This is a genomic window from Crateriforma spongiae (assembly GCF_012290005.1).
Classification (GTDB): domain Bacteria; phylum Planctomycetota; class Planctomycetia; order Pirellulales; family Pirellulaceae; genus Crateriforma; species Crateriforma spongiae.
On sequence record NZ_JAAXMS010000014.1, the window covers coordinates 1 to 22,465 of the forward strand.

The window sequence follows — 22,465 nt, forward strand, 5'->3', positions numbered from 1 at the left end:
GGGTCAACGGACAGAAAATCGGTTCACGCGATTCGCTTTCGACCGCTCACCGTTACCCGGTCGCCGCCGTATTGAAGCCGGGAAAAAACACGATCGTCGTTCGCGTCGACAATCGCATGAAAGTCGACATCGGAAAACTCGGGCATGCGTACACCGAGGAGACTCAGAGCATTTGGAACGGGTTGATCGGCAAAATCGCATTGGTGCCCAAGTCAGCCGTAAAGATTTTGGCGAACCCGCTGCGGGTTGTCGTCTCGACACCCGGTGATTTGGATGTCCGCATCAAACCCATCAACGGCGATGCAAAGGAGTTGCCATGGTGGACCAAACAGGTGTCGACACCGGGGACTTACGAGGTTCCAATTCCATCGGATGCCACGGTCGCTTGGTCAGAGTTCAACCCGGCCCTCTATCAAGTCGATTGCACACTTCAAGCCGGTGACACCGATCACCAGGCGAGTCTGGTGACCGGTTTTCGCAGTGTCAGCACTGAGGGTACGGAGCTGCGCATCAATGGTCAAAAGGCCTTCATGCGCGGCACCCTGGAATGCTGCATCTTTCCGAAAACCGGGTATCCGCCAACCGACGAAGTGGGGTGGGATAAGGTCTTTGGCACACTGAAGAAGTATGGCCTGAACCATTTACGGTTCCATTCATATTGTCCACCCGAGGCGGCTTTTGCGTCGGCCGATCGCCACGGCATCTACGTTCAAGCCGAACTGCCCAACTGGACCTTCAAGATGGGCAAGCTTCCTGAAACGGATGCTTATCTGATGGAAGAAGGCAAACGCATCATGGAAGCCTATTCGCACCACCCTTCGTTTGTGTTCTTCAGCATTGGCAACGAACTGTCAGGCGACTTTCAGTTCGTCGACAAAATGGTGGCTCAGCTCCGCAAGCTGGCTCCTCACATCCTTTACACAAGCACGAGCTATTCATTTTCGCCACGTGGGTTGCTACCCGGCCCCGAAGACGACTTCTATATATCACAACGCACGAAAACCGGTTGGGTACGCGGCCAAGGATTCCTTAACCAGACGGTACCCAACACCGACAGCGATTATGCCGAGGGGCTGAAGTGTTTGGACATTCCGCTGATCAGTCACGAAGTGGGGCAGTACAACGTGTATCCCAACTTAAAGGAGCTGCCAAAATACGATGGCAACCTGCGGGCCTTGAACATGGAGGCGATTCAGAACGACCTGCGAGCCAAAGGGCGATTGGACGATGCCGAGGACTATACCGCGAACTCCGGCGCGTTGGCACGATTGCTTTACAAGGAAGACATCGAACGCGCACTGCGAACCAAGGGGTTGTCGGGGATTCAATTGTTGGACTTGCACGATTTCCCCGGCCAAAGCACGGCGACCGTTGGTCTGCTGGACGCTTTCTGGGATTCCAAAGGTTTGATTTCGCCGACAGAATTCCGCCGGTTTTGCTCGCCGGTCGTGCCGCTAGTCAGGATTGAAAAGCTGACTTGGAGCGATCAAGAAACGTTCAAAGCCAAAATCGAAGTCGCCAACTTCGGAAATGCAGCACTGGAAAACCAACAGGTGCAGTGGCAGGTTGAAAACGAAGAGGGTGAGGTCCTGGTCAGTGACACGGTTTCAAAAGCGACCATTCCTGTCGGAAATGGAAATCAAATCGTCACAATCGAAGTTCCGCTGAAAAACGTCGACCGGGCGTCGCAAATGCGATTGAGCGTTTCGCTCGACGGCACAGAGTACGCCAACGATTGGAAATTCTGGGTCTATCCAGAATCCGATTCACAAGCCAACTCGGATGACGTTGAGATTGTCAGGGCGTTTGGGAAGCCGCTGTTCGATGCACTTGCCGCCGGGCGACGAGTGCTGTACTTGCCCAAACGGGAAGAGATATGCCAGCCGCTCGACGGTCGGTTCATTCCCGTGTTCTGGAGTCCGCTGCACTTCCCCAACCAACCTGGGGCGCTCGGCACGGTCATTCAATCGAATCATCCGGTGTTCGATGACTTCCCAACGTCGCCGCACACCGACTGGCAATGGTGGGAACTGCTGGCGACCTCGACATCGGTGGACATGAGCTGGATGGATCCGGACGCTGACAGCACGGCTGATTTCCCGATCGTGCAATTCATCGACAAATACAACCGCAACGCATTGCCCTCGATCTTGTGGGAAGCCAAGGTCGGGCAGGGTTTGCTGATGGTTTGCTCACTCGATATCGAAAGCGATCCCCAGCGACGGCTCGTTGCGAAACAACTCAAGCGTTCCATCCTCAGTTATCTAAGTAGCGAAAAATTCTCGCCAGCGATTTCGATCTCTCCCAAGAAACTGCTCGATCTATTTCGCGCTCGTCCGTACCGGATTCGTCTTGCCAAAGGCACCAGCCACCCGAATTACGCACTGACCAATTGTGATGACAACGATGTCAAAACGATTTGGCACACCGATTGGCGAGATGCGAATAACCAGTACCCGTATCACATCATCATCGGTTTTGACGGGCCGATCGGTGTTAACGGAATTCAGATTCATCAGCGAAACGATAGCTCCAACGGCGTGATCGACGACTATCAAATTTCGATCAGCGAAGACGGAGAAAATTGGAAAACGATCCACCAAGGATCCAAGCCATCGGGCAAGATCGTGTTTGACCGCTCCGTGGTCGCCAAAGCTGTTCGCTTCGAGGCATTGTCGGAACAAAACGGCAAAGAAGACTGCGCAATCGCCGAACTGTCGCCCGTGTTTGATTCCGGAAATACCGGTGTCGATGAGCTCGGATTGATCGAAGGCTTCAATACACCCGCGGAATAAAGATGCCCGCGGAATCACGAGCCGCGTAGCAATCAGCGACAACACCCGCAAACCAGAACAGTCATGCTTTAGGCACCCAAGATGAACTCCCCACTTTTCAACTCCGCTCGATTGGTTGCGGGGCTGTTCTCCGCTTTGGTTTCATTTGCGGGCTTGGCTGATCCGGTTCGCGTTCAATGTTCCGGTTCAACTTCGACGGTACAGAATCCGGTCGAAGGTACAACGGACACTCGGCTTGTTTGGGAGGACGAAAAGTCCAGTGTTGGCTTTTTGTTTGACCGCGCGTTAGCTAAGAACACGGTCTACACCGCCAGCTTCAAAATCGGTCAGTGCGGCGGCAAGCGACTGTTCTGGCACTGCCCGCACTACGGAAACCAGATTGGTTTTCCGGGAGGCATTGTCCGCGAAGGTGACTGGAAGGTTTTGGAATGATTCGAGGGCGGCACAGAACTGTACAACCTGAAAAACGACCCAGGTGAAACAACGAATCTTGCCAGCCAGGAAACGGAGCGTGTTGAGGCGATGACGAGCAGGCCGCAGCAGCGGCAACAGTCCGCCGGCGTCGATTTTCCAACTCCCAATCCCGACTTCGAATTTTGTGATCAACTCATGAACAGGAAAATGAACATTATCGTCATTTCAGCGTTTTTCGCTGCGTGCTGGTCAACGATCGGTTTCAATGTTGCGGCCCAAGAGGTCAACAATTCCGGTTCGGACCAGTCAACGCTTGGGTCAACCTCGGTGCGACAGAACGCAGGTCAACAAAACTTTGACGAGCTCAAACGCGAGATGCTCTTGAAATGGCCCAACAATCGTTTGGTCCGTTTCGTTTTCCATGGCCACTCGGTCCCCGCTGGCTATTTTCGCGGTGGCCAAGTCCGAAGATTCGATTCTTATCCGATTTTGTTTCACCAACAGCTTTGTGAACTTTATCCCACCGCGGTGATCGACGTGTGCACCACCGCGATCGGTGGTGAAAATTCAAAGCGTGGATCGAGACGTTTCGCCGATGAGGTTTTAACGCTCAATCCAGACGTCATCTTCATCGACTATTGCTTGAACGATCGAGCGATCGGAGTCGAAGCCGCCCACCAGTATTGGCGAACGATGATCGAGCAAGCACTCAATAACAGTGTCAAAGTCGTGTTGCTGACCCCAACGCCCGATTCGCACGAAGACATTCTTGATCCCGAAACCAAGCTGGCGAAACACTCGGAATCCGTGCGAAGTCTGGGCAAGGAATACGGTCTACCTGTGGTCGATTCGTATGAGCTTTTTCGTCAGCTAGTGGCCGAAGGGGCAGATGTCAGCGATTATCTTTCCCAACCCAATCATCCCAATCGAAAAGGACATCAGTTGGTTGCCGAGCGGATTGTCCAGTTGCTCCAGTGACTGGTTTCGCTAACGGCCCCCTACCGACGTGAGCGAGCAGAGCTTCAACGTCGTTCTTTCCATTGTGTCGGCAGAGCTGTTCGACGCTGTTCAAACACGAATAACGCACTACTGTTTGCGCGGACGCGAGTCTGCTTGCGGCGTCTTCTTTTGTAGCGTCGCAAGAATGATCCCAATCGGCTGACGCGGAAACAGCGTTGGCGAAACGCCTACTGTACTGAGTCGAGTCTCTACAATCTGAGAGAGGCCCACCTGAGTTTCGCACGATCTCTTCGGGGCACCTACTGACTGGAGAACTGCGTGCGGGAGAACCGCGCGCACTGTTCGGAGGGAGGGGCGTGTTGGGAGGTTGTGGGGTGAGATGTTTAGGGGTGAGATGTTTAGGGGTGAGATGTTTAGGGTGAGGTCAGTTGCCATTGCTGAGCAGTGAAACGATAGGGCAGGGTGATCGCACCTCGAGCGCCTCTTAGTTGCCCGTCAGCTGTCATGGTGCCGTTGTCAAACAGGAACCACAGCTTGATTTCGCCATCGACGGGAACCGCCTCGTTGACGTGAACTTGAAATCGTCCGTCGCGTCCAACCGGCCCGATGTAATGCTTGGTCCAGTATTCGCCCGGCCGTTTTTCATGATGATCACCGACGACGGCGACCAATGGTCTCGTCTCTGCGGCGACGCGTCCGGACAACTGAAAACCGGCCGTTGCACCGGGGCTGGAAATCAGTCGAGCGTTCGACACCTTCGTCGGAATCAATCTCGTGTCACTAGGTGTTTTGCCGCGGATGATCGGGTGGATCGCCAGCATGGCGGCGGATGCTTGGCTGATGTAAGCCTTTCCCGATTGATCGCCGCTGATGCGACGGTAGATCGCGTTGATCGGACCCATCAGTGTGTTGCCCCGCTTCAGCCTGGATTTTGGACCGATGTGGGGCAATCCAAAACCATGGCCCAATTCGTGGATCGTGCCTTTCAACGCGATCGTGTCGTTCAAGCCGGATGCCAGTGGTGCATCGATATTGATGCGAGACATTCGTGAGTCATAGTTGGCGACGGACCAGCCGCCAAATTCTTCCGAAAACCCGCCGCGAAAATCGGAGTACCTTTCAGGCGGTTCGCCGACGTAAACGAACACCCACCAAACGTCGTGTGGTTGGGCGATCACACCATTTTGTTGCAACGCGGATCGGATCGCTTCCTTGTGTACGCTGGGCTTGGTGTAATGCTTCGCTGGCATCTTTCCTGCCACGATGATCGGACGAACCATACCGTTGACCCGCTGGAACAACGAAGGCTCGCCGGTGCGAAATCCCCATTTTCGGATGCCGCCCAGGATCAGCCGATCGGTCAGGTCGGCGACCTTGTTTAAGCCGACCAGCGAGTCGTCGGGAGGTCGGCGATCGGAGGGGACGAACAGGATCACGCGGACCGTGGGACGAACAGCAGTCGTCTTGGCGGCCGGATGCTGGGCCCAGGCGGGCACGGCCATGGCAAAGAAAATGAGTCCAGCCAGCACGCAACACCGTGACAGCATCCGATGGCGAGGAGACACACCTGTTGTTGGGTCGGCAATCTTCATCGCTGTATGGTAGACGACCGCAGCACCGCGGGGGCGAAGAGAACACAGCCGGGGTCGACAACCGGAACGACCACGCCAGCCGAACCGAGGGGTCAGCCAGGATACGCCGCGAATCCACAGGTGAAAGAAATCAATGCGGCCGAGAGGACTCGAACCTCCACGCCCTGAAACGGGCACCAGATCCTTAGTCTGGCGCGTCTGCCAGTTCCGCCACGGCCGCAAATGATTCGTGGGGGCAGCAAATCGATCAAGAGTTTGGCAGATTCCGCCGTTGCGTCAACGCCAGCGATGTCCGTGGATCGACGAAGTGGCGGGAAATCCGAGGCCGCGTTCCGTTGGTGACAATCGAAGGGATTTGACGTCAGTAAACGTGATTGCCGAAATCGATCCGCCGTACGCGGCGGCCCACGGCGACTTCCGCATGGTCCCAGCCGACGTTCATCCGGACTTCGCCGCCGGAAAATTCGCGAATCGTCCATCCACGTCGGGCGGCCGGCGTGTTTGACGGCGGCGCGGCGGCACGCTGGAGCCGTTTCTCGCGGTTGGCCAGCGATTCGTCGATCGCACCTTCGGTCAGCTGGCGGAAATAGCCGTCGTCGGACAGTTCGTGGTACCTAAGATCAATCTTTTTCTTTTGGGACCAGCTGGCCCCCGCACCTTGGCGTTCGATCAGCCAGCGTTTGGTCAGCCAATCGATCTTGCAAATGGCGGCGGCAAAATCGTCTGCGTCGTGCCGGTAGTTCACCAGGGCGTCCAGCAGAGTTTGCCAGGACGATGTGATTCGCATCGCTTCGCCACGGACGTTGGCCGGCGTTTGGTCGACGAACTTTTGGACCGCCGAAAGGTAGGCTTGTTGGATCTCCAGCGCCGACATTTCACCACGGTCCGTCGCAACCCGCTGTACCAGATGCCAGTCACGGCTAATCTGGCGCAACGCGGCGATCGGACGGCGCAAACGAGGCAACGAATCCGTTTTGCCTTGATCGATCATGTCCATCAGCAAGGAGACGGATCCGACTTTGACGTATTCCGCCATTTCCGACATGTTCGAATCGGATAGCCCGATCTGCAGCCGCTGGCGCTTACGGAACAACCGCAGCGTTCGCTTCCACGAATCAATCGACTTGCCACACAGTTGGCTGAACCAGTGGCCATAAACGAACACGGGACGCTCGCCGCTGAATCCGCCGATGTCGGCCAATCGATTGATCACCGACGCTTTGGCGGACAAATAGAAACGTCCTTTGGCGTCCAATTCACCCGCCCCGCCATACGTGATTCGGGTGATCAGCAACGTCGTCAGGTATTGCCGTTGGCGTCGAAACGCGACGTGTCGACCGACAAAACGCAAACCCCAGGCGATCGGATAATGCGTCGCTTGGATGAGCCCCATACAAGGGGACCGAATCAAACGTGGGATCGCCAAGAATGCTTGGGTGGTACTGGGATCATCGTTTCCGCGGCGGCGTAGCGTCCAAATTTGAATGACGGTGGCAAACAACAACAAAGCAATCAGCGGTGATGCGGCGATGGCGGCGGCGATTTGTGTCATCCACAGTGCAGCGATGCAGATCCGATAGACCCACAACCACACGCCTTCGGCAACGTCGGCTTCGTAGTTTTCTTGACATCCGTAAACGTGCCCAAGCCCGTCCGCGTTGTTCTTCAAGATGCGTAAGTCGGACGCAACATCGCATCTTGATGCCGCGTCGCGGACCATGTCATCGACCACACGCTGGCTAGCCAACAGATCGCTGGGCGAACGGACTTCCGGTGTCGCCATTTCGACCAGCCCGCCGGGGACGTCCTGCAGCAACGGATGAGCTTCGAAGGTGACCGAACTGCCGTTGCTGAAGAACACCTGGTCGCCGTCGTGCAGGCCGATCGCCGAGGGACGCGATTGACGCATTGCCGAGACGATGGACCGATAGACCGACTTGGCCGACGGCAACATGCGATCCAAATCGGTCAACTGGTCGTGCACCAACGACGCATATTCCGTCTCCATTCCCATCAAACGCGACGCCAACATGTCGCATTGAAAAGAATCGGTGGTTTGCGACCGGCGACGAAGCTTGGTGGCCGAGCTGTTCATTCACCCGCCTGCGCGACGTCGCTTCGCAGCACGTACTGCCGCGGCTCCACGGTCGCGTCGATACGAATGCGGGTCAAAATCTTGACCCGACGCTCGGCTGATGTGGTGGTCGCTTGGGCGACGTTTTCACCTTTCGATGCGGCATCGGCGTCCGCGATCGTCTGACTTTCCGTGGCGTTTTCCATGACGGTCTCGCTTGTTCCCCGTGAGACGTGCGTGGTGGTAAAGGTGACGATTGGATTGGGATTCGGCGATGCATCGATGAAGGTTGAAATCGACGCGACAGCCTTCCGATTCTATGCGGGCGGCCAACCGCCCGCACAATGTACACCGAGCCGACGGACTTGTCTCATCGGACACACTCAAAAGTGCGACCGATGCGATCCTCGTGGCTCGGCCAATCTATCAATGCAAAGGACGCGCCGGATTTCCGCCAATCCCGCCGGTATTTTTTTGTGAACCCCCGAAAGTCACACGGCATTTTGCCTGGATTCCCCGGTTCCCCGCGGACGTCCCCGGTTTCCGGCCAGACCGACCATCGGGCCGTCCCGGATCTTCACAATCAGCGTGATCTTCACATTGAACGACGAACGCAAGGCTCTGCCCAATGTGGGCCTAGCCGATCTGGCGTCGGCGAATCTGCTGATGATTCACGCAGTTGCTGCGTTGTTTGTGGGCGGGGGATGGGCGGTTGGCACAGGGGCGGCGACGTGAAAGGGAAACGTGCGTGTCGGCTCATCCGATCGGCCCCGCCCGTCGCCTTGGCCGATCGACTCGGCCCGTCAACTAGGCGATGGGGCGGGAATACGACACATTGTGGGCCCACGCGGCGTGGGACAAGACACGCCACCGGCCGGATGAAGCAACGGGATACATCTTTCAGTGACCAAGTTGGACGACTGGTACGACCATCCGCAGTATTTCGACATGGTGTTTCGCGATGAAACGCCTGCGGAGGTGGCCTTTTTTAAGGAAGCTTTCAAACGCTATTGTGACGCTCCGGTGCAACGGCTTGTTGAACCTGGGTGCGGCAGCGGTCGTCTGGTCGCGGCATTGGCCGCCGAAGGCTACCAGTGCTGTGGGCTGGACCTGAGCGAACCGATGCTGCGTTATCTTCGCAGCCGGCTGCGTCGTCGCGGGTTGAGCGCCCAGGTCATCCAAGGCGACATGATCGACATGCCGGTGGGCGATCAAATCTTTGACGCCGCCTTTTGCACGTTCAATACGTTCCGCCATTTGTCCAACGACGGCGACGCGGTGAAGCACCTGCGCCGTGTCGCCGACCATGTTCGCGTGGGCGGTTTGTACTTGTTGGGTTTCCACATCATCCCGATGGACGCCGATCCGGAATGTACCGAACGCTGGCAAGCGTCCGCGGGCGGCACCAAAGTTCACGTGACGTTGAAGGTGATCGATTTTGATCGGAAACAGCGTCGCGAAACGCTGCGGGTGTCGATCAAGGCCACGCGGCGAAGTGGGGCGGTGCATCGGGTCCGCAGCGAATTTCCGCTGCGGTTGTACACCGCGTCACAAGCGAAGCGCTTGTTGGCAAAGGTCGCCGACGTGTGGACGATCCGCGAGATTTTTGACTTCGACTACGACATCGATTCGCCACGAAAGTTCGACGACGATTTGACCGACGCACTGTTTGTGCTGCAGCGCACCGGCGATTGATTTGCTGGTCTAGCCTGGCTCGCCCGATTCACCGATGTCGATCCAGCGGCGGTCGTGATGACTTTTCAAGATCGCTTCGCACAGCACGACTTCGCGGTGGCCGTCGGCAAAACTGGGGTGGCCCGGGGTCGGAGCGGTTTCGCCATTCTGTTTCGCTTCGATCGCCCGATAGAAATCGATAAAGCAATGCTTGAACGTGTCGGGAAACCCTTCGTTGTGGCCACCGGGATAGCTGATCCCCTCGGCCACCGATCCGCCGACCAATGCCGGGTCACGCAATAGCATCTCGTTGGGACGGTCGCGGTGCCCGACGAACATCTCGTTGGGCGATTCGCTGTTCCAAGCCAGAGTTTGTTCGGACGCGGCCAATTCAAAGCGACAACAATTTTTTCGGCCCGCGGTGACTTGGGACACGGTCATGCAACCGTGTGCGCCGCCTTCGAATCGGACCAGGATACTGCCGGCGTCCTCGGTATCGATATCGATCGGTTGTGTCGATTGGGGTTGGGATGACGAACCGCTGTAGGTTTCCACGTTGCCGGTGGGGCGTCTGCGAACCGGATAAACGGTTTGCAGGTCAGCGCATACCGAACGAACGGGCGTTTTCGTGATGAAGTGAATCAAATCCAGCCAATGCGTGCCGATGTCAGCGACCGCACGCAGGGGGCCGCCTTCGGATGCCAAAACGCGCCAATTGAAATCGGTCGGATGAAACAACCAGTCTTGGACGTAACCGCCGGTGATGTGGTGGACCTTGCCCAGTTCGCCGTCAGCATTTCGCCGCGCCGCTTCGCGACACAGCGGGTAATAGCGGATGTTGTAGTTCACCCCCGTCACGACATCGGACTGTTGAGCCAGATGAACCAGTTCGGCCGATTGGCGCGAGTCCATGGCCAGCGGTTTTTCACACATCACGTGTTTGCCCGCGGCGATCGCGGATTTGGCCATGTCATAGTGCAGCCGGTTGGGCGTGGTGATGTGAACCACGTCGACTTGTGGATCCGCCAGGACGGCTTCGTAGCTGTCGTAGACTTGCCGCAGGCTCAACGCTTCGCAGGCTTGAGCGGTTTTCTGGGGGCTGGATGCGACGATGCCCAAGACGTCTTGTCCGGCACGCAGCAGGGCTTCCACATGGACGGGGCCGATGAAACCCGATCCGACGACGACGGCACGCATTCGATTCAAAACCACAACCTTTCAATTGTTGGGGGCGAAGATGTTCTTGTGAGACGATGTTGGGGGGGGCAGGCTGAGCCGGTAACGACCGGGGGGCGGATTCCTAAGATGACATTCCGCTACGATGTCGTCGATTCCGGGCGACGGAACAACACGGAAGAAATGAACCTAACACACCGCAGCGCATCGGTCGGATGCGTCCGAGACCGATCGCATGAATGAAATTGACTTGAAGGCCGACTTTGACGATTTGCTCTCGACCCCGCGGCCGCTGGAATCATTGGATTCGCTGATCTGGAAAACGCTGACTTCCGCGGCGGATCAAGCGGGGCATCCTTGGAAAGAAGCCGCTGTGGCAACGTTGCGAATTCCATCGCAGGGTTCGCAAAATCCGTGCCCCGAGATTCGCACGATCATTTTGCGTCGCGTCGATGAAGGGCCACGCACAATCGATTTTCATACCGACCTGCGATCGCCCAAGGTGGATCAAATTCGACAGGCGGGCGACCCTTCGTCGATCAGTTGGCTGTTTTACGACTCAGCTTCCAAAATCCAGTTGCGTTTGACCGGCGCGGCCACGGTGATCAGCGGTGAAGCGGCCCAGGCGGCGTGGGAATCGGTTCCCGAACCGGCACGGGACAATTATCGATCGGTCGCCGCGCCGGGGACGATCCATGCGGGCGACCATCCGCCGCCCGACGACGAGCGCTTGGTGCAACCGTCCGAGGATTCGGATTCCGAGGATTTGGATGCCGGGCGGCGCTGGTTTTGCGTGGTGCGGACCACCGTCACCGCGGCGGATTGGTTGTATCTGCGCCGGGGCGGGCACGTTCGTGCGTCGGTGAACTATTCCGCAAATGGCCGGGCCACCAGCCGTTGGGTCATGCCCTGACGCTGGTAGGGCCACGCGGTTGGCCTGCGGCAACAATGGACCGATGATCGACGATTCCACCAGCCGACCGACGGACTGTTTTGTCCGGCAAACGCCTGCGGGCCTGTATTGTGACCCGGGCGGATTTTACGTTGATCCCATGCGGCCGGTCGATCGCGCGGTGGTCACGCACGCGCACAGCGATCATGCTCGTGTGGGCAGTCGGCACTATCTGGCCGCCGAACCGTCGCGTCACGTGCTCAGTGGCCGGATGGCTGCAGACGCGGATCTGCAGTGGTTGCCCTATGGCCAAACGATCACGGCGGGCGGGGTGACGGTCAGCTTTCATCCGTCGGGCCACATGCTGGGGGCCGCTCAGGTGCGGATGGAGTACCGTGGGCAAGTGGTGGTGGTCACCGGTGATTACAAAATCGACGATGACCCGACGTGCCAACCTTGGACTCCGGTGCAGTGTCATGTTCTGGTGACCGAGTCGACGTTCGGATTGCCTGTCTATCGATGGCCCGATTCGACCGACGAGTTTGCATCGATCAACGCGTGGTGGCGGCAATGCCGTGATGCGGGCAAGTGTGCGGTCCTGTACGGCTATGCGGTCGGGAAAAGCCAACGGCTGATCGCCGGATTGGATAACAGCATCGGACCGATCTACACCCACGGTGCCGTAGAGAAAGGCAACGAAGCGTATCGGGCCAGCGGTGTGTCGTTGCCGGACACTCAAGCGGTCGCCTCACTGTCACAGAAACCCGATTATCGGGGCGCGATGGTTGTTGCGGTCCCTTCCGCTCACGGCACCCCTTGGCTGCGCCGGTTCGGACGGATCAGCACGGCGATGGCTAGCGGATGGATGGCCGTTCGCGGTGCTCGGCGGCGACGTTCGGTGGACCGAGGTTTCGTCATCAGCGATCACGTCGATTGGCCTTCGTTGCTGCTTGCCGTTGATCAGTGTCGCCCGGAATCGGTTTGGGTGACACACGGATACAGCGCCGTGGTGGCCAGGTATTTGAACGAAACAGGTGTGCACGCGATCCCGTTGGAAGGCGGCCGATCGGTGGGATCCGATGACGACGTGGAATCGGCGGACGATCATGACGGCGATGACCAGGAGGCCCCGTCGTGATCCGATTTGCACAGTTGTTCGCCCGGCTGGACGAAACCACCAAGACGAACGAAAAAATTGATGCCATCGCCGAATACCTGGACGACGCGAGCCCGGCCGATGCAGCATGGGCCGTGTACTTCTTGTCCGGTCAACGCCGTCGACGCAGCGTTCCGACGAAATCATTGCGTCAATGGGCGGGGGCAGTCGCGGGGTTGTCCGACTGGTTGGTCGATGAGTCGTATCACGCCGTCGGCGATCTTGCCGAAACCATTTCGTTGATCGTCCCGCCCGGTGACGAGATCAGTGATTTGACGTTGGCCCAGTGGGTCAGTCAGCGTTTGGATCCTTTGGCATCGATGGACGAAACGGCACAGCGTCAGGCGGTGCTGCGGATCTGGAACGAAACCAACATGCCGACTCGGTTGGTGGCCATGAAGCTGATCACCGGTGCGTTTCGCGTGGGGGTCAGCAAACGTTTGGTCACACGAGCCTTGGCGAAGCATTCCGGCGTTCCGGTCGACGTGGTGGCTGATCGTTTGATGGGTCAGTGGCAGCCGAGCGAGGAAGCTTATCGGCGTTGGACCGATCCCACCACGCCGGATCGAATCAGCAGCCAGCCGTATCCGTTCTGCTTGGCCCATCCGATCGATTCCGCAAGTGATGTGTCGACCCTAGGGCCGCGAGAAGACTACCTGGCCGAATGGAAATGGGATGGAATTCGCGGACAACTGATCCGCCGTGACGGCAAGTCGTTCTTGTGGTCGCGGGGCGAAGAGCTGATGGAAAACCGTTGGCCCGAAATCGAATCGGCTGCGCAGTGGTTGCCCGACGGCACCGTGCTGGATGGTGAAATCTTGGCGACGGCGGCCGACGGAACGGTGATGCCGTTTGCACAACTGCAACGACGCATCAATCGCAAAACGGTCGGGAAAAAATTATTGGCCGAGGTCCCGGTGGTTTTTCACGTCTTTGATTTGCTGGAGATCGACGGTGTGGATTTGCGTGACCAGCCGCTGGAAGTTCGCCGACAGCGGTTGGACCAGACGTTGGCCCAAATCGACCATCCGCATCTGAGGCCGACAGAGATCTTGAGCGAACCCAGTTGGGATGATCTGGCGACGATTCGGCAAACCAGTCGCCAGCGTCGTAGCGAAGGATTGATGTTGAAGCGGATCGATTCGAAATACGACGTTGGACGTGTCCGCGGTACTTGGTGGAAATGGAAAGTCGATCCGTTCACGATCGACGCCGTGCTGATTTATGCGCAAAAAGGTCACGGTAAACGAGCGAGTTTGTTTACCGATTACACGTTCGCGTTGTGGAACGATGGCGAACTGGTCCCGTTCGCAAAGGCGTACAGCGGGCTGGACGACGCGGAGATCCGCAAGGTCGATCGATTCGTGCGTGACCATACCGACGAAGCGTTCGGGCCGGTGCGACGTGTGACCCCGTCGTTGGTGATGGAATTGGCTTTCGAAGGTTTGCAGGTCAGCACACGGCACAAGAGCGGCATCGCGACTCGGTTTCCTCGTATCGTTCGCTGGCGTCATGATAAAGGTCCCCAGGACGCTAATTCGCTGGACGAACTGAAAGCGATGATGCCCGATGGTTCGTGAACAGCTGAGGACGGATCGAGGAAAACGATTGGATGCACCGGAGACCGTCCAGGAAGTGAACGCAGCAAAGCCTTCCAAGGCGACCGCCACCGCAACGGTCGACGCGATGTTTGCCTCACAGGGATGGAAGCCGTTTCGTTTCCAACGCTCGGCGTGGCGGGCTTACCGAAACGGTGAAAGCGGTCTGGTCCATTCCGCGACCGGGACCGGAAAGACGTTGGCCGTTTGGATGGGGCCGATCTTGCAGTGGCTGGATCAAAATCCGGACCGCGAAAGATGGGATGCGAAACGTCCGCCGGCGGCACGCGTTCTGTGGATCACTCCGCTGCGGGCGCTCGCACAAGACACCGAAAACGCGTTGCGGCAACCGATCGATGCACTCGGGTTGCCGTGGTCGTTGCAATCACGCACCGGCGACAGTTCGACCAGCCAAAAGTCACGGCAACTGCGGCGCTTGCCGACGGCGCTCGTCACAACGCCGGAAAGCTTGTGCCTGATGCTGACCCATGAAAAGTTGCATTCGGCCTTTGCCGGGCTACAAGCAGTCGTGGTTGATGAATGGCACGAGCTTTTGGGCACCAAACGCGGTGTGCAGACCGAATTGGCACTCGCACGACTGCGTCGTTTGCAACCGGGGCTACGGGTTTGGGGTGTGTCGGCGACGCTCGGGAACTTGGATGACGCGATGGAGTCGCTGTTGGGTCCCACGTCCGCCGATACGGGACGTTTGATCCAAGGCTACACCAAGAAAAAGATCCAATTGGAATCGATCATTCCCAAGCGGATCGATCGTTTCCCCTGGTCCGGTCACATCGGGACTCGGATGGTGCCCCAGGTGGCCGAGTGCTTGGACGCAGTCAACAGTGCGCTGGTGTTTGCCAACACGCGGTCGCAAACGGAGATCTGGTACCAAAGTTTGTTGAAGCATCGTCCGGACTGGGCGGGACGGATCGCACTGCATCACGGTTCGCTGGATGGCAGCGTCCGGCGTTGGGTCGAAGACGGATTGCGCGACGGCAGTTTGAAAGCCGTCGTGTGCACCAGCAGCCTGGACTTGGGCGTTGATTTCACCGCCGTGGATCTGGTTGTACAGATCGGCAGTCCCAAGGGTGCGGCGCGGTTGCTGCAGCGTGCCGGCCGCAGCGGACATCAGCCCGATGCCGCCAGCCGACTGGTGTTCGTTCCGACCAACGCGATCGAGTTGATCGAATTGGCCGCGGCACAGCAAGCGATCGCCGATGGGGCATTGGAGTCACGTCCGTTGCTGTCCAAACCGCTGGACGTCCTGGCCCAGCATGTCGTCACCGTTGCGATCGGCGGCGGTTTCGATGACAAGACGCTGTTGGATGAAGTTCGATCCACGGCCAGCTATCAAAATCTGACCGATGGTGAGTGGCGTTGGATCCTGGACTTCGTCGTCCAAGGCGGCGCGTCGCTTCATGCTTATCCCGAGTTTCATCGTGTTCAGCGCCAGGGTAATCGTTATCAGGTCACCGAGCGGCGGATTGCGACGATGCATCGGATGAACATCGGCACGATCGTCAGCGACGCGGCGATGAAGGTGAAGTTTCTGAAGGGAAACACGTTGGGAACAGCGGAGGAATCCTTTCTGTCAAAACTGAATCCGGGTGAAAAGTTTTTGTTCGCCGGACGCTTGGTCGCTTTGGTTCGTGTCAAAGACAACGTCGCCTATGTCCGCCGTGCCAAGGGTGAACCCGATTCGGTGCCGCGTTGGATGGGTGGTCGGATGCCGCTGTCCAGCGAACTGAGTCGACAGTTGCGTGAAAAACTGCACCAGGCGGCGGACGGCGTCTTGATCGGCCGCGAAATGAAGTCGTTGAAAGGTCTGTTGGAATTGCAACAGCGTTGGAGCCGGCTGCCACGGGTGGACGAATTGCTGATCGAATCGATCAAGACCCGAGGTGGTTATCAGTTGTTTGTCTTTCCGTTCGAAGGCCGTTTGGTCCACGAAGGCATGGCTGCGCTATTGGCGTATCGGATGACACGCCGCATCAAGACGACGTTCACAATGGCGTGCAACGATTACGGGATCGTGTTGCAATCACCACACCCCGTGGATGTGGCCGACGCGATCGATCACGGCCTGTTCGCGTCGGAACAGTTGGTTGCGGACATTCTGGACAGCATGAATTCCACGGAAATGGCGAAGCGACAGTTTCGCCAAATCGCGCGGGTCGCGGGGCTGATCCAACAAGGCTATCCGGGGCGTCAAAAATCCGCGGGCCATCTGCAGGCCAGCAGCAATTTGTTCTTTGACGTCTTTCGGCAATACGATCCAGACAACATGCTGTTGAGACAAGCGGAACAAGAGGTATTGGAATTTCAGTTGGAAACCGACCGAATGTCGACCGCGTTGGATCGGATCGAAAATAGCAACGTGGTGGTCACGGCCCCGGATCGGGTGACGCCGCTTTCGTTTCCGCTGTTGGTCGATAAGCTTCGGGAACGCGTCAGCAGCGAGACATTGGCGCAAAGGATTCAGCGGATGCAACAGCAGTTGGAAAAGGCTGCGGGGGCGGAGTGAAAGGGTGCTGTGAGTAGGACGCTACTTTCGTGGAGCGAAAGGCGACGATGGGACGGAGAGAGAGGCGAGGATTAGGAGTGGTTGAAATCGAAGGGCAGGCTGGTTCTATGGATGGTGGTGTTGCGACCCGTGTTGGTGGTCACGACGTCATCCTGCTGCCCGATCGCGGGTTGTTCCACATCGCCACGTCGACGCTGTTCGTTGCCGACTTGCATCTGGGTAAAGATTCGACCTTCCGTCGGCATGGTGTGCCGGTGCCGACGGGCAGCACCGCGGGAACGTTGTGCCGGGTTGAAAAGATGATCCGCACCACCGACGCACGGCGGCTGGTTTTGTTGGGCGATCTGTTCCACAGTCGGTCGTCGCTGTCGCGCGATTCGTTGAACGCCGCCAGACCCTTTTTCCAGCGGCATCGGGCGCTGCATTCCACATTGATATTGGGAAACCATGACCGCGCGGTGGGGATCCTGCCGGCCGATCTTTCGGTGAAGGTCGTCGGTCCGACGATGGATGCATCGGGTCTATTCTGTGCTCATCAACCCGATGAGATCCCCAACGAAATCGATCTTGGGCTTTGCGGCCATTTGCATCCGTGCATCACGGTGGGTGACCAGAACGATCGGATCCGTTTGAGGTGTTTTTGGCGCGACGGAAATCGTTTGGTCTTGCCCGCGGTCGGCGACTTCACCGGAGGCCATCGCATTCGCAGACGCGCGGGCGACCAAGTCTGGGCGGTCACCGAGGAAACGGTGCTGCCCCTGTGATTGGCCGCTACAGTGATCCAAGGGCCGTGGATCAGTCGAGTGCTTCGTGTAGCATTTGATCCAGGCAATCGAACACGCGTTGGCTGGCGCTTTCCATCTTGGACAAGCAGTCCTTGGCGACCGATTCGCTCAGATGTCCGGTTCGCAGACAGTTCAACAGTTCGTTGACGTTGTCATGAACGGCGGCGTGTGGTCCGGGCAATCGGGTGAACGCGCTGGTGTGTCCGAACGCCTTCTTACCGTCGCCTTCGTCATACCAAAGGCCCAGTCGGCATTGGTGATGATCCACCGCGTCCATCATCGGTCGCGATTCGAAGAAGCTGGAATATGCGTTCACTTTCCAGATCACGTGATCCATCTTCGCCAGGCTCATGAAGACGCCGGCGTTGGATTTCTGGATCTCGGATTCAGCCGCCGCAATTTCATCGGATGTGACACCAATTTGCGTGGTGAACGCGGATACGGTTTGCTGGATTTGTTCGCTGCGTTCATCCATTCGGCGGATGGTCTCGGCGACTTCCGATGACTTCTTCAGCGCTCCGGCAATCGATTCGCCGATGTTTTCCACGGCTTCCTTGGACTGTTGAGACAGGTTTTTGACTTCTGTCGCCACGACACTGAAACCGCGGCCTGCTTCGCCCGCTCGTGCCGCTTCGATGGTGGCGTTGAGAGCCAACAGATTCGTTTGCTCCGAAATTCGGCTGACCACGTCCACGAACTGATGCATCGATTCCAGTTGCCGGTCGGTTTCCTCGGCCAGCCGACGCATCTCGGACATCGCGTTGGAAAAGTCAGACGTGTCGTCTCGGATCGACGATGATTCTTCGGCCAGCCCCTGACAATCGCGGCGAATCTGGTCTAGCGACCGTGAATTCCGCTCGTTGGCACGCACCGATTCCAACAAGTTTTCTTGGACACGCTTCAGATCATGACGCAGCATGTCGTTTTCTTGACGCAAGGCGTCGATCACTGCTTCGTGAGAAATCGTTTCCGTTTCCGTCGGTGCGTCCATTAGATCGGCCATGGCCCCGTGTCCCCGCATTGTAGTTTGGTTCCGAGATGGAGGATCTGCTGGTCCCCACTTACTGAACCCTACAATACGTCTATTGTCCGACATGCCGGCACGGACAACGATTGGGCAAATCGGACGCCCGAAAAAGGCCACCAGGCGGACAGACAGGTGCAATTGCTGCATCCGTGATGGCCGGTGCGATCGATATCACCGGCCGGTCAACCATCGGGGCTGGCCTTGGGGGGCATGATACCGGCGGGCAAACGTCAACGAAGTCCAGATTTTTCCTGGCTTTGGTGACAGGATTCGCGCCAGTCTTGAAGTTGCTGGGCGTAACGACGCACCAACACGGGATGCTCCGATGCAAGGTCCTGAGCTTCACCCGGGTCATCGATCAAGTCGAACAACTGGAAACGCGTGTTCTTGCCTTTCGGGCGGTAAAGCTTGTAACGCTGGTCAATCAATGCCACCGATTGGCCGTATTCGAACATCAGCGGACTCGGTCGCTTGGAATCACCGCCGTCAATCCACGGCAGCAAACTGATGCCGTCGTAAGGCCGGTCGTCGGGCAGATCAAAACCCAGCACATCGGCGATCGTCGGCACATAGTCACTGGTGAAGCAAGGAATCGACAGCGTTCGAGGTTCACTGATACGCTGGGGCCAGACCAGAATACCGGGAACGCGAATGCCGCCTTCCAAAAGGTCACGTTTACGTCCACGCAGGTGGCCGGCCGTTCCCGGATCTTTACCCTTCTTGCCTTCCGGGCCGTTGTCGCTGCAATACCACAGCATGGTATCGCGATCGACGCCCAAGTCGGCCAGCGTTTGACGCAACCGGCCGACCTGATCATCCAGCGCCGTGATCGACCCATAGTAGTGCCGGCGATCGATCGGAAAATCATTATACATCTGCAGATACTTGCCACCCGCAATCGTCGGCTTGTGTGGGGTGTGGAACCAAATGACAGCCATGAACGGCTGGTCGTTTTCCACGCTGTCGGAAATGAACTTCAACGCGCGGTCCATCACGACGCGACTGTCATCGCCGCTGACGTTTTCGGTGACACTTTGGTCGGGCCCGATCCAGTAGTGCGTTCCATAAAACTGGCCAGGTTCTTTCCCCGCAGCGCCGGCGGAATGTCCATAACCTTCGGCGGGAACCTGCAGCGGATTCCAAGTGGGGACTTTCGATTCGGTGACGAACGAGACGTCGACCGAGTGTTCCCACGGTGGGCTGTAATCGTCAGTGTTGCCCGGTCGGCCGCGATTCGCATCCTTCACTTTGGTCGTCAAGGTTCCCAAATGCCATTTGCCGAAATGGCCCGTGCGGTAACCGTGCTGCTTCATGATTTCGGGCAAGACCAGTTCGCGTTCCAGCAATCGACCGTGATTGGCCGTGTTGATGCCGAAGCGGATCGAATTGCGGCCCGTGTAACAACTGCCGCGTGTTGGCGAACAAACCGATGAACCGGAGTAAAAGCGATCAAACCGAATGCCTTCGCGGGACATCGCGTCCAGGTGCGGGGTGCGCAGATCCGGGTGACCGTTGTAGGCGACGTCACCCCAGCCCATGTCGTCGGCCATGCATAAGATGACGTTTGGACGCGGTGCGGAGGTTTCATCGGCGTTCGCACTGCGAAGCCCGATGCCGAAAGCGTGCAGACAAACGAAACCCAGCAACCACACCGGACCGATGCACGACAATCGAAAGGGCGGGGATGCCGATGAAATCGACGATACGGCGACGTGATGGTTCATGGAGTTCGACGAAAAAACGGCGGGGCGAAATGGGGGGGCGCACGGTTGATTCGGCATTCACCGATGCCGTTCGATGCAGGGCCTAAGGTAGCCCAGACACAATCGTCGGTGTGGCCGCCGTGGCAAAAGTCGGCGTCTCGGGCTCGGAAACCGAATGTCCACCAAAACGACGCACTAATCCGCCAGATGCTCGAACCGGACGTAGTAAGCACCACGTTCCCTGCCGGCCTGTGAATCAATGCAGCGTGTTTTGACCAGAGAATCGCCCGCCGGAAGCGTCACTGAAAACTCGGCTGCGGAATCGTCGCGATCCAGCGATTGTGACCAAGTTCGCGGACCGATCGTCAGCTCCACTCGATCATATTGCATGGAACGATTCAGTTGGTCCGGATAACGAGACAGCTTGACCCGATAACGCCCCGCCTTCTTCACGTTCAAGGCCCAGAAGCCTTGAATCCACAGATCGTTGTCGGCCAACTGAGGCTGCTGCCAAATCACACCGCCCTTGGTCGGGTGCCAGTCACGTACGGTCATCAGTGTCGACGCATACGGGCCGGGGCCGACCATGAATCTCGTAAATGGAACGCCGCCGTCGTCGGTGGGTTCGGTCGGGCGGCGTCCTTCGCCCTCGGTCGGATCGATGCCGTAAACGTCTTCGAAATGTTCGCGATACGACGCGGACAGTTCCTCCACAATGTCGGGATAGCGATCGGCAACGTCGATGCGTTGACCAGGGTCCGATTCAATATCAAACAATTGTCCGTTGACTAGGCGGAACTGTTCGGTCATCACCGCATAGTTTGGCTTTCGGCGTTTGGTTCCCGGTTGCAGCATGCAAACCGGTTGATCGCTCTGTCGCTGAACAAACAATTTGCGGTCAGGCCAAGCGGCGTCGGGGTCTTTCAAAATGGCTGCCATGCTTCGTCCGTCAAAGGAAACGTCCTTTGGCGGTGACAGGTCGCACAGATCGATCAGCGTGGGCATCCAATCGCGGTGGCACGTCAAATGATTCACGTCCACGTCGGACGGCAATCCATCGGGCCAGCGGACGAAGCAAGCAACGCGATGACCGCCGTCATAGACAGATCCTTTCTTACCACGCATTCCCGCGTTGTAACCGTCGTCGTCTTCGGTGCCGGTCGATCCCATTGCCGTGCCGTTGTCCGACATGAAAATGACGATGGTGTCGTCGGCCATGTCGTGCTTTTCAAATGCCGCCATCAGACGACCAAGGTTGGCATCAAAGTTTGCGATCATGCCATAGAATTTGGCCCGTTCCGTTTCAATGCCCATTTCAGCGTACGGACGCCAAGCTTCTTCCGGAGCACGAAACGGGGAATGCATGGCATTGAGTGGCAGGTAGACAAAGAAGGGACGACGGGGCGTTGCACCGGTGCCGGATGCTTGGTGGTCGTCCAGATAGCCAAGCAGGTTGTCGAACCAAACGTCGGTGCAGTATCCCGTCGTGGATTCGGAGACACCGTTGCGAAAATACGTGTCGTCGAAGTAATCGTTTTCCGGCGGGTTGCCGATCTCGTCCACTCCGCCGGCACGATGACAAAAGACATCATCGAATCCGCGGAAACGCGGCGCATAGGGGTAAGTGTCGCCCAAGTGCCATTTGCCGAACATCGCGGTGCGATAGCCCGAATCCCGAAACACCTGGGCCATCGTGGTTTCATCGTGCCGCAGCATTTGCCGACCGATCACGACATCCCAAGCACCGACGCGAGTGCAGTACCGGCCGGTCATCAGTGCCGATCGCGTCGGCGTACAGATCGGATCGACGTGATAGTCGGTCAGCCGCACACTCTGGGTCGCCAATGTGTCCAAGTTGGGTGTTTTCAGCCACGGATTCCCGTGGCACCCCATGTCCCCGTAGCCTTGATCGTCGGTGACGATCAGCAGAACGTTTGGTGACGGGTTTGACCGCGAAGACGTCTCGACGTTGTCCGCCGCGGTGGTGATCGGCGGCACGCACGCGGCGAACAAGACAATGGCTGTGACAACCGAAAAACGGCGTCCAATGACACGATGCGGCGATAGCATGGCGGGCGGGGCGGGATGTGGG

Annotated in this window: 16 protein-coding genes and 1 tRNA gene; 9 read left to right on the forward strand and 8 right to left on the reverse strand. The window is 57.8% G+C overall.

All coding sequences use genetic code 11. The annotated features are described in order from the left end of the window. From HFP54_RS24405 to HFP54_RS24415, 3 genes are all read left to right on the forward strand, one after another. The coding region (locus HFP54_RS24405; protein WP_168567186.1) for a DUF8487 domain-containing protein at positions 1 to 2,795 on the forward strand (2,795 nt) is incomplete at its 5' end. Positions 2,796 to 2,876: 81 nt separating this feature from the next. Further along, the gene (locus HFP54_RS24410; RefSeq protein ID WP_168567187.1) at positions 2,877 to 3,227 is read left to right on the forward strand and encodes a globin family protein; all 351 of its coding nucleotides are present in this window, start codon (positions 2,877 to 2,879) and stop codon (positions 3,225 to 3,227) included. Positions 3,228 to 3,584: 357 nt separating this feature from the next. Next, complete coding sequence (locus HFP54_RS24415) at positions 3,585 to 4,187, forward strand: SGNH/GDSL hydrolase family protein (protein ID WP_235952345.1); 603 nt, start codon at positions 3,585 to 3,587, stop codon at positions 4,185 to 4,187. 395 nt (positions 4,188 to 4,582) lie between these two features. On the opposite strand, the gene HFP54_RS24420 is transcribed toward HFP54_RS24415, so the two are convergent. From HFP54_RS24420 to HFP54_RS24435, 4 genes are all read right to left on the reverse strand, one after another. Then, complete coding sequence (locus HFP54_RS24420; protein ID WP_206036392.1) at positions 4,583 to 5,761, reverse strand: zinc metalloprotease; 1,179 nt, start codon at positions 5,759 to 5,761, stop codon at positions 4,583 to 4,585. Positions 5,762 to 5,895: 134 nt separating this feature from the next. Further along, a tRNA-Leu gene (locus tag HFP54_RS24425) sits at positions 5,896 to 5,981 on the reverse strand. Positions 5,982 to 6,122: 141 nt separating this feature from the next. Continuing rightward, on the reverse strand, positions 6,123 to 7,856 hold the full coding sequence (locus HFP54_RS24430) for a proteasome accessory factor PafA2 family protein (RefSeq protein ID WP_168567189.1): 1,734 nt from the start codon (positions 7,854 to 7,856) through the stop codon (positions 6,123 to 6,125). Further along, a complete protein-coding gene (locus HFP54_RS24435) occupies positions 7,853 to 8,041 on the reverse strand; it encodes a hypothetical protein (protein WP_168567190.1) in 189 nt (62 codons plus the stop codon). The genes HFP54_RS24430 and HFP54_RS24435 overlap by 4 nt, the downstream gene beginning before the upstream one ends. 697 nt (positions 8,042 to 8,738) lie before the next feature. On the opposite strand from HFP54_RS24435, the gene HFP54_RS24440 reads away from it, so the two are divergent. Further along, positions 8,739 to 9,530, forward strand: a complete 792-nt coding sequence (locus HFP54_RS24440; RefSeq protein ID WP_315853976.1) for a class I SAM-dependent methyltransferase — start codon at positions 8,739 to 8,741, stop codon at positions 9,528 to 9,530. A gap of 9 nt (positions 9,531 to 9,539) precedes the next feature. Here the strand turns inward: HFP54_RS24440 and HFP54_RS24445 are convergent, their stop codons facing one another. Beyond that, on the reverse strand, positions 9,540 to 10,706 hold the full coding sequence (locus HFP54_RS24445; RefSeq protein WP_168567191.1) for a Gfo/Idh/MocA family protein: 1,167 nt from the start codon (positions 10,704 to 10,706) through the stop codon (positions 9,540 to 9,542). Between the two features lie 214 nt (positions 10,707 to 10,920). On the opposite strand from HFP54_RS24445, the gene HFP54_RS24450 reads away from it, so the two are divergent. The 5 genes from HFP54_RS24450 (at position 10,921) to pdeM (ending at position 17,622) form a co-directional block, all read left to right on the forward strand. Next, positions 10,921 to 11,598 (forward strand): PNPOx family protein, encoded by a 678-nt coding sequence (locus tag HFP54_RS24450; protein WP_168567192.1) that lies wholly within the window; start codon positions 10,921 to 10,923, stop codon positions 11,596 to 11,598. A gap of 43 nt (positions 11,599 to 11,641) precedes the next feature. Next, positions 11,642 to 12,715 carry a ligase-associated DNA damage response exonuclease gene (locus HFP54_RS24455; protein ID WP_168567193.1) on the forward strand — a complete coding sequence of 358 codons (1,074 nt, stop codon included), beginning with the start codon at positions 11,642 to 11,644 and terminating at the stop codon, positions 12,713 to 12,715. Continuing rightward, entirely contained in the window at positions 12,712 to 14,313 is a 1,602-nt protein-coding gene (locus HFP54_RS24460) for an ATP-dependent DNA ligase (RefSeq protein ID WP_168567194.1), read from the forward strand. Before HFP54_RS24455 ends, HFP54_RS24460 begins: the two co-directional genes overlap by 4 nt. A 106-nt stretch (positions 14,314 to 14,419) precedes the next feature. Next, a complete protein-coding gene (locus HFP54_RS24465; RefSeq protein WP_168567209.1) occupies positions 14,420 to 16,858 on the forward strand; it encodes a ligase-associated DNA damage response DEXH box helicase in 2,439 nt (812 codons plus the stop codon). Positions 16,859 to 16,965: 107 nt separating this feature from the next. After that, complete coding sequence (pdeM, locus tag HFP54_RS24470; RefSeq protein ID WP_168567195.1) at positions 16,966 to 17,622, forward strand: ligase-associated DNA damage response endonuclease PdeM; 657 nt, start codon at positions 16,966 to 16,968, stop codon at positions 17,620 to 17,622. A 31-nt stretch (positions 17,623 to 17,653) separates the two neighbouring features. Here pdeM and HFP54_RS24475 read toward each other — a convergent pair whose 3' ends face one another. From HFP54_RS24475 to HFP54_RS24485, 3 genes are all read right to left on the reverse strand, one after another. Further along, the gene (locus HFP54_RS24475) at positions 17,654 to 18,646 is read right to left on the reverse strand and encodes a methyl-accepting chemotaxis protein (RefSeq protein WP_168567196.1); all 993 of its coding nucleotides are present in this window, start codon (positions 18,644 to 18,646) and stop codon (positions 17,654 to 17,656) included. 254 nt (positions 18,647 to 18,900) lie between these two features. Further along, positions 18,901 to 20,394 carry a sulfatase family protein gene (locus HFP54_RS24480; RefSeq protein WP_168567197.1) on the reverse strand — a complete coding sequence of 498 codons (1,494 nt, stop codon included), beginning with the start codon at positions 20,392 to 20,394 and terminating at the stop codon, positions 18,901 to 18,903. 174 nt (positions 20,395 to 20,568) lie between these two features. Further along, positions 20,569 to 22,443 (reverse strand): arylsulfatase, encoded by a 1,875-nt coding sequence (locus HFP54_RS24485; RefSeq protein WP_168567198.1) that lies wholly within the window; start codon positions 22,441 to 22,443, stop codon positions 20,569 to 20,571. Positions 22,444 to 22,465: the final 22 nt, after the last annotated feature.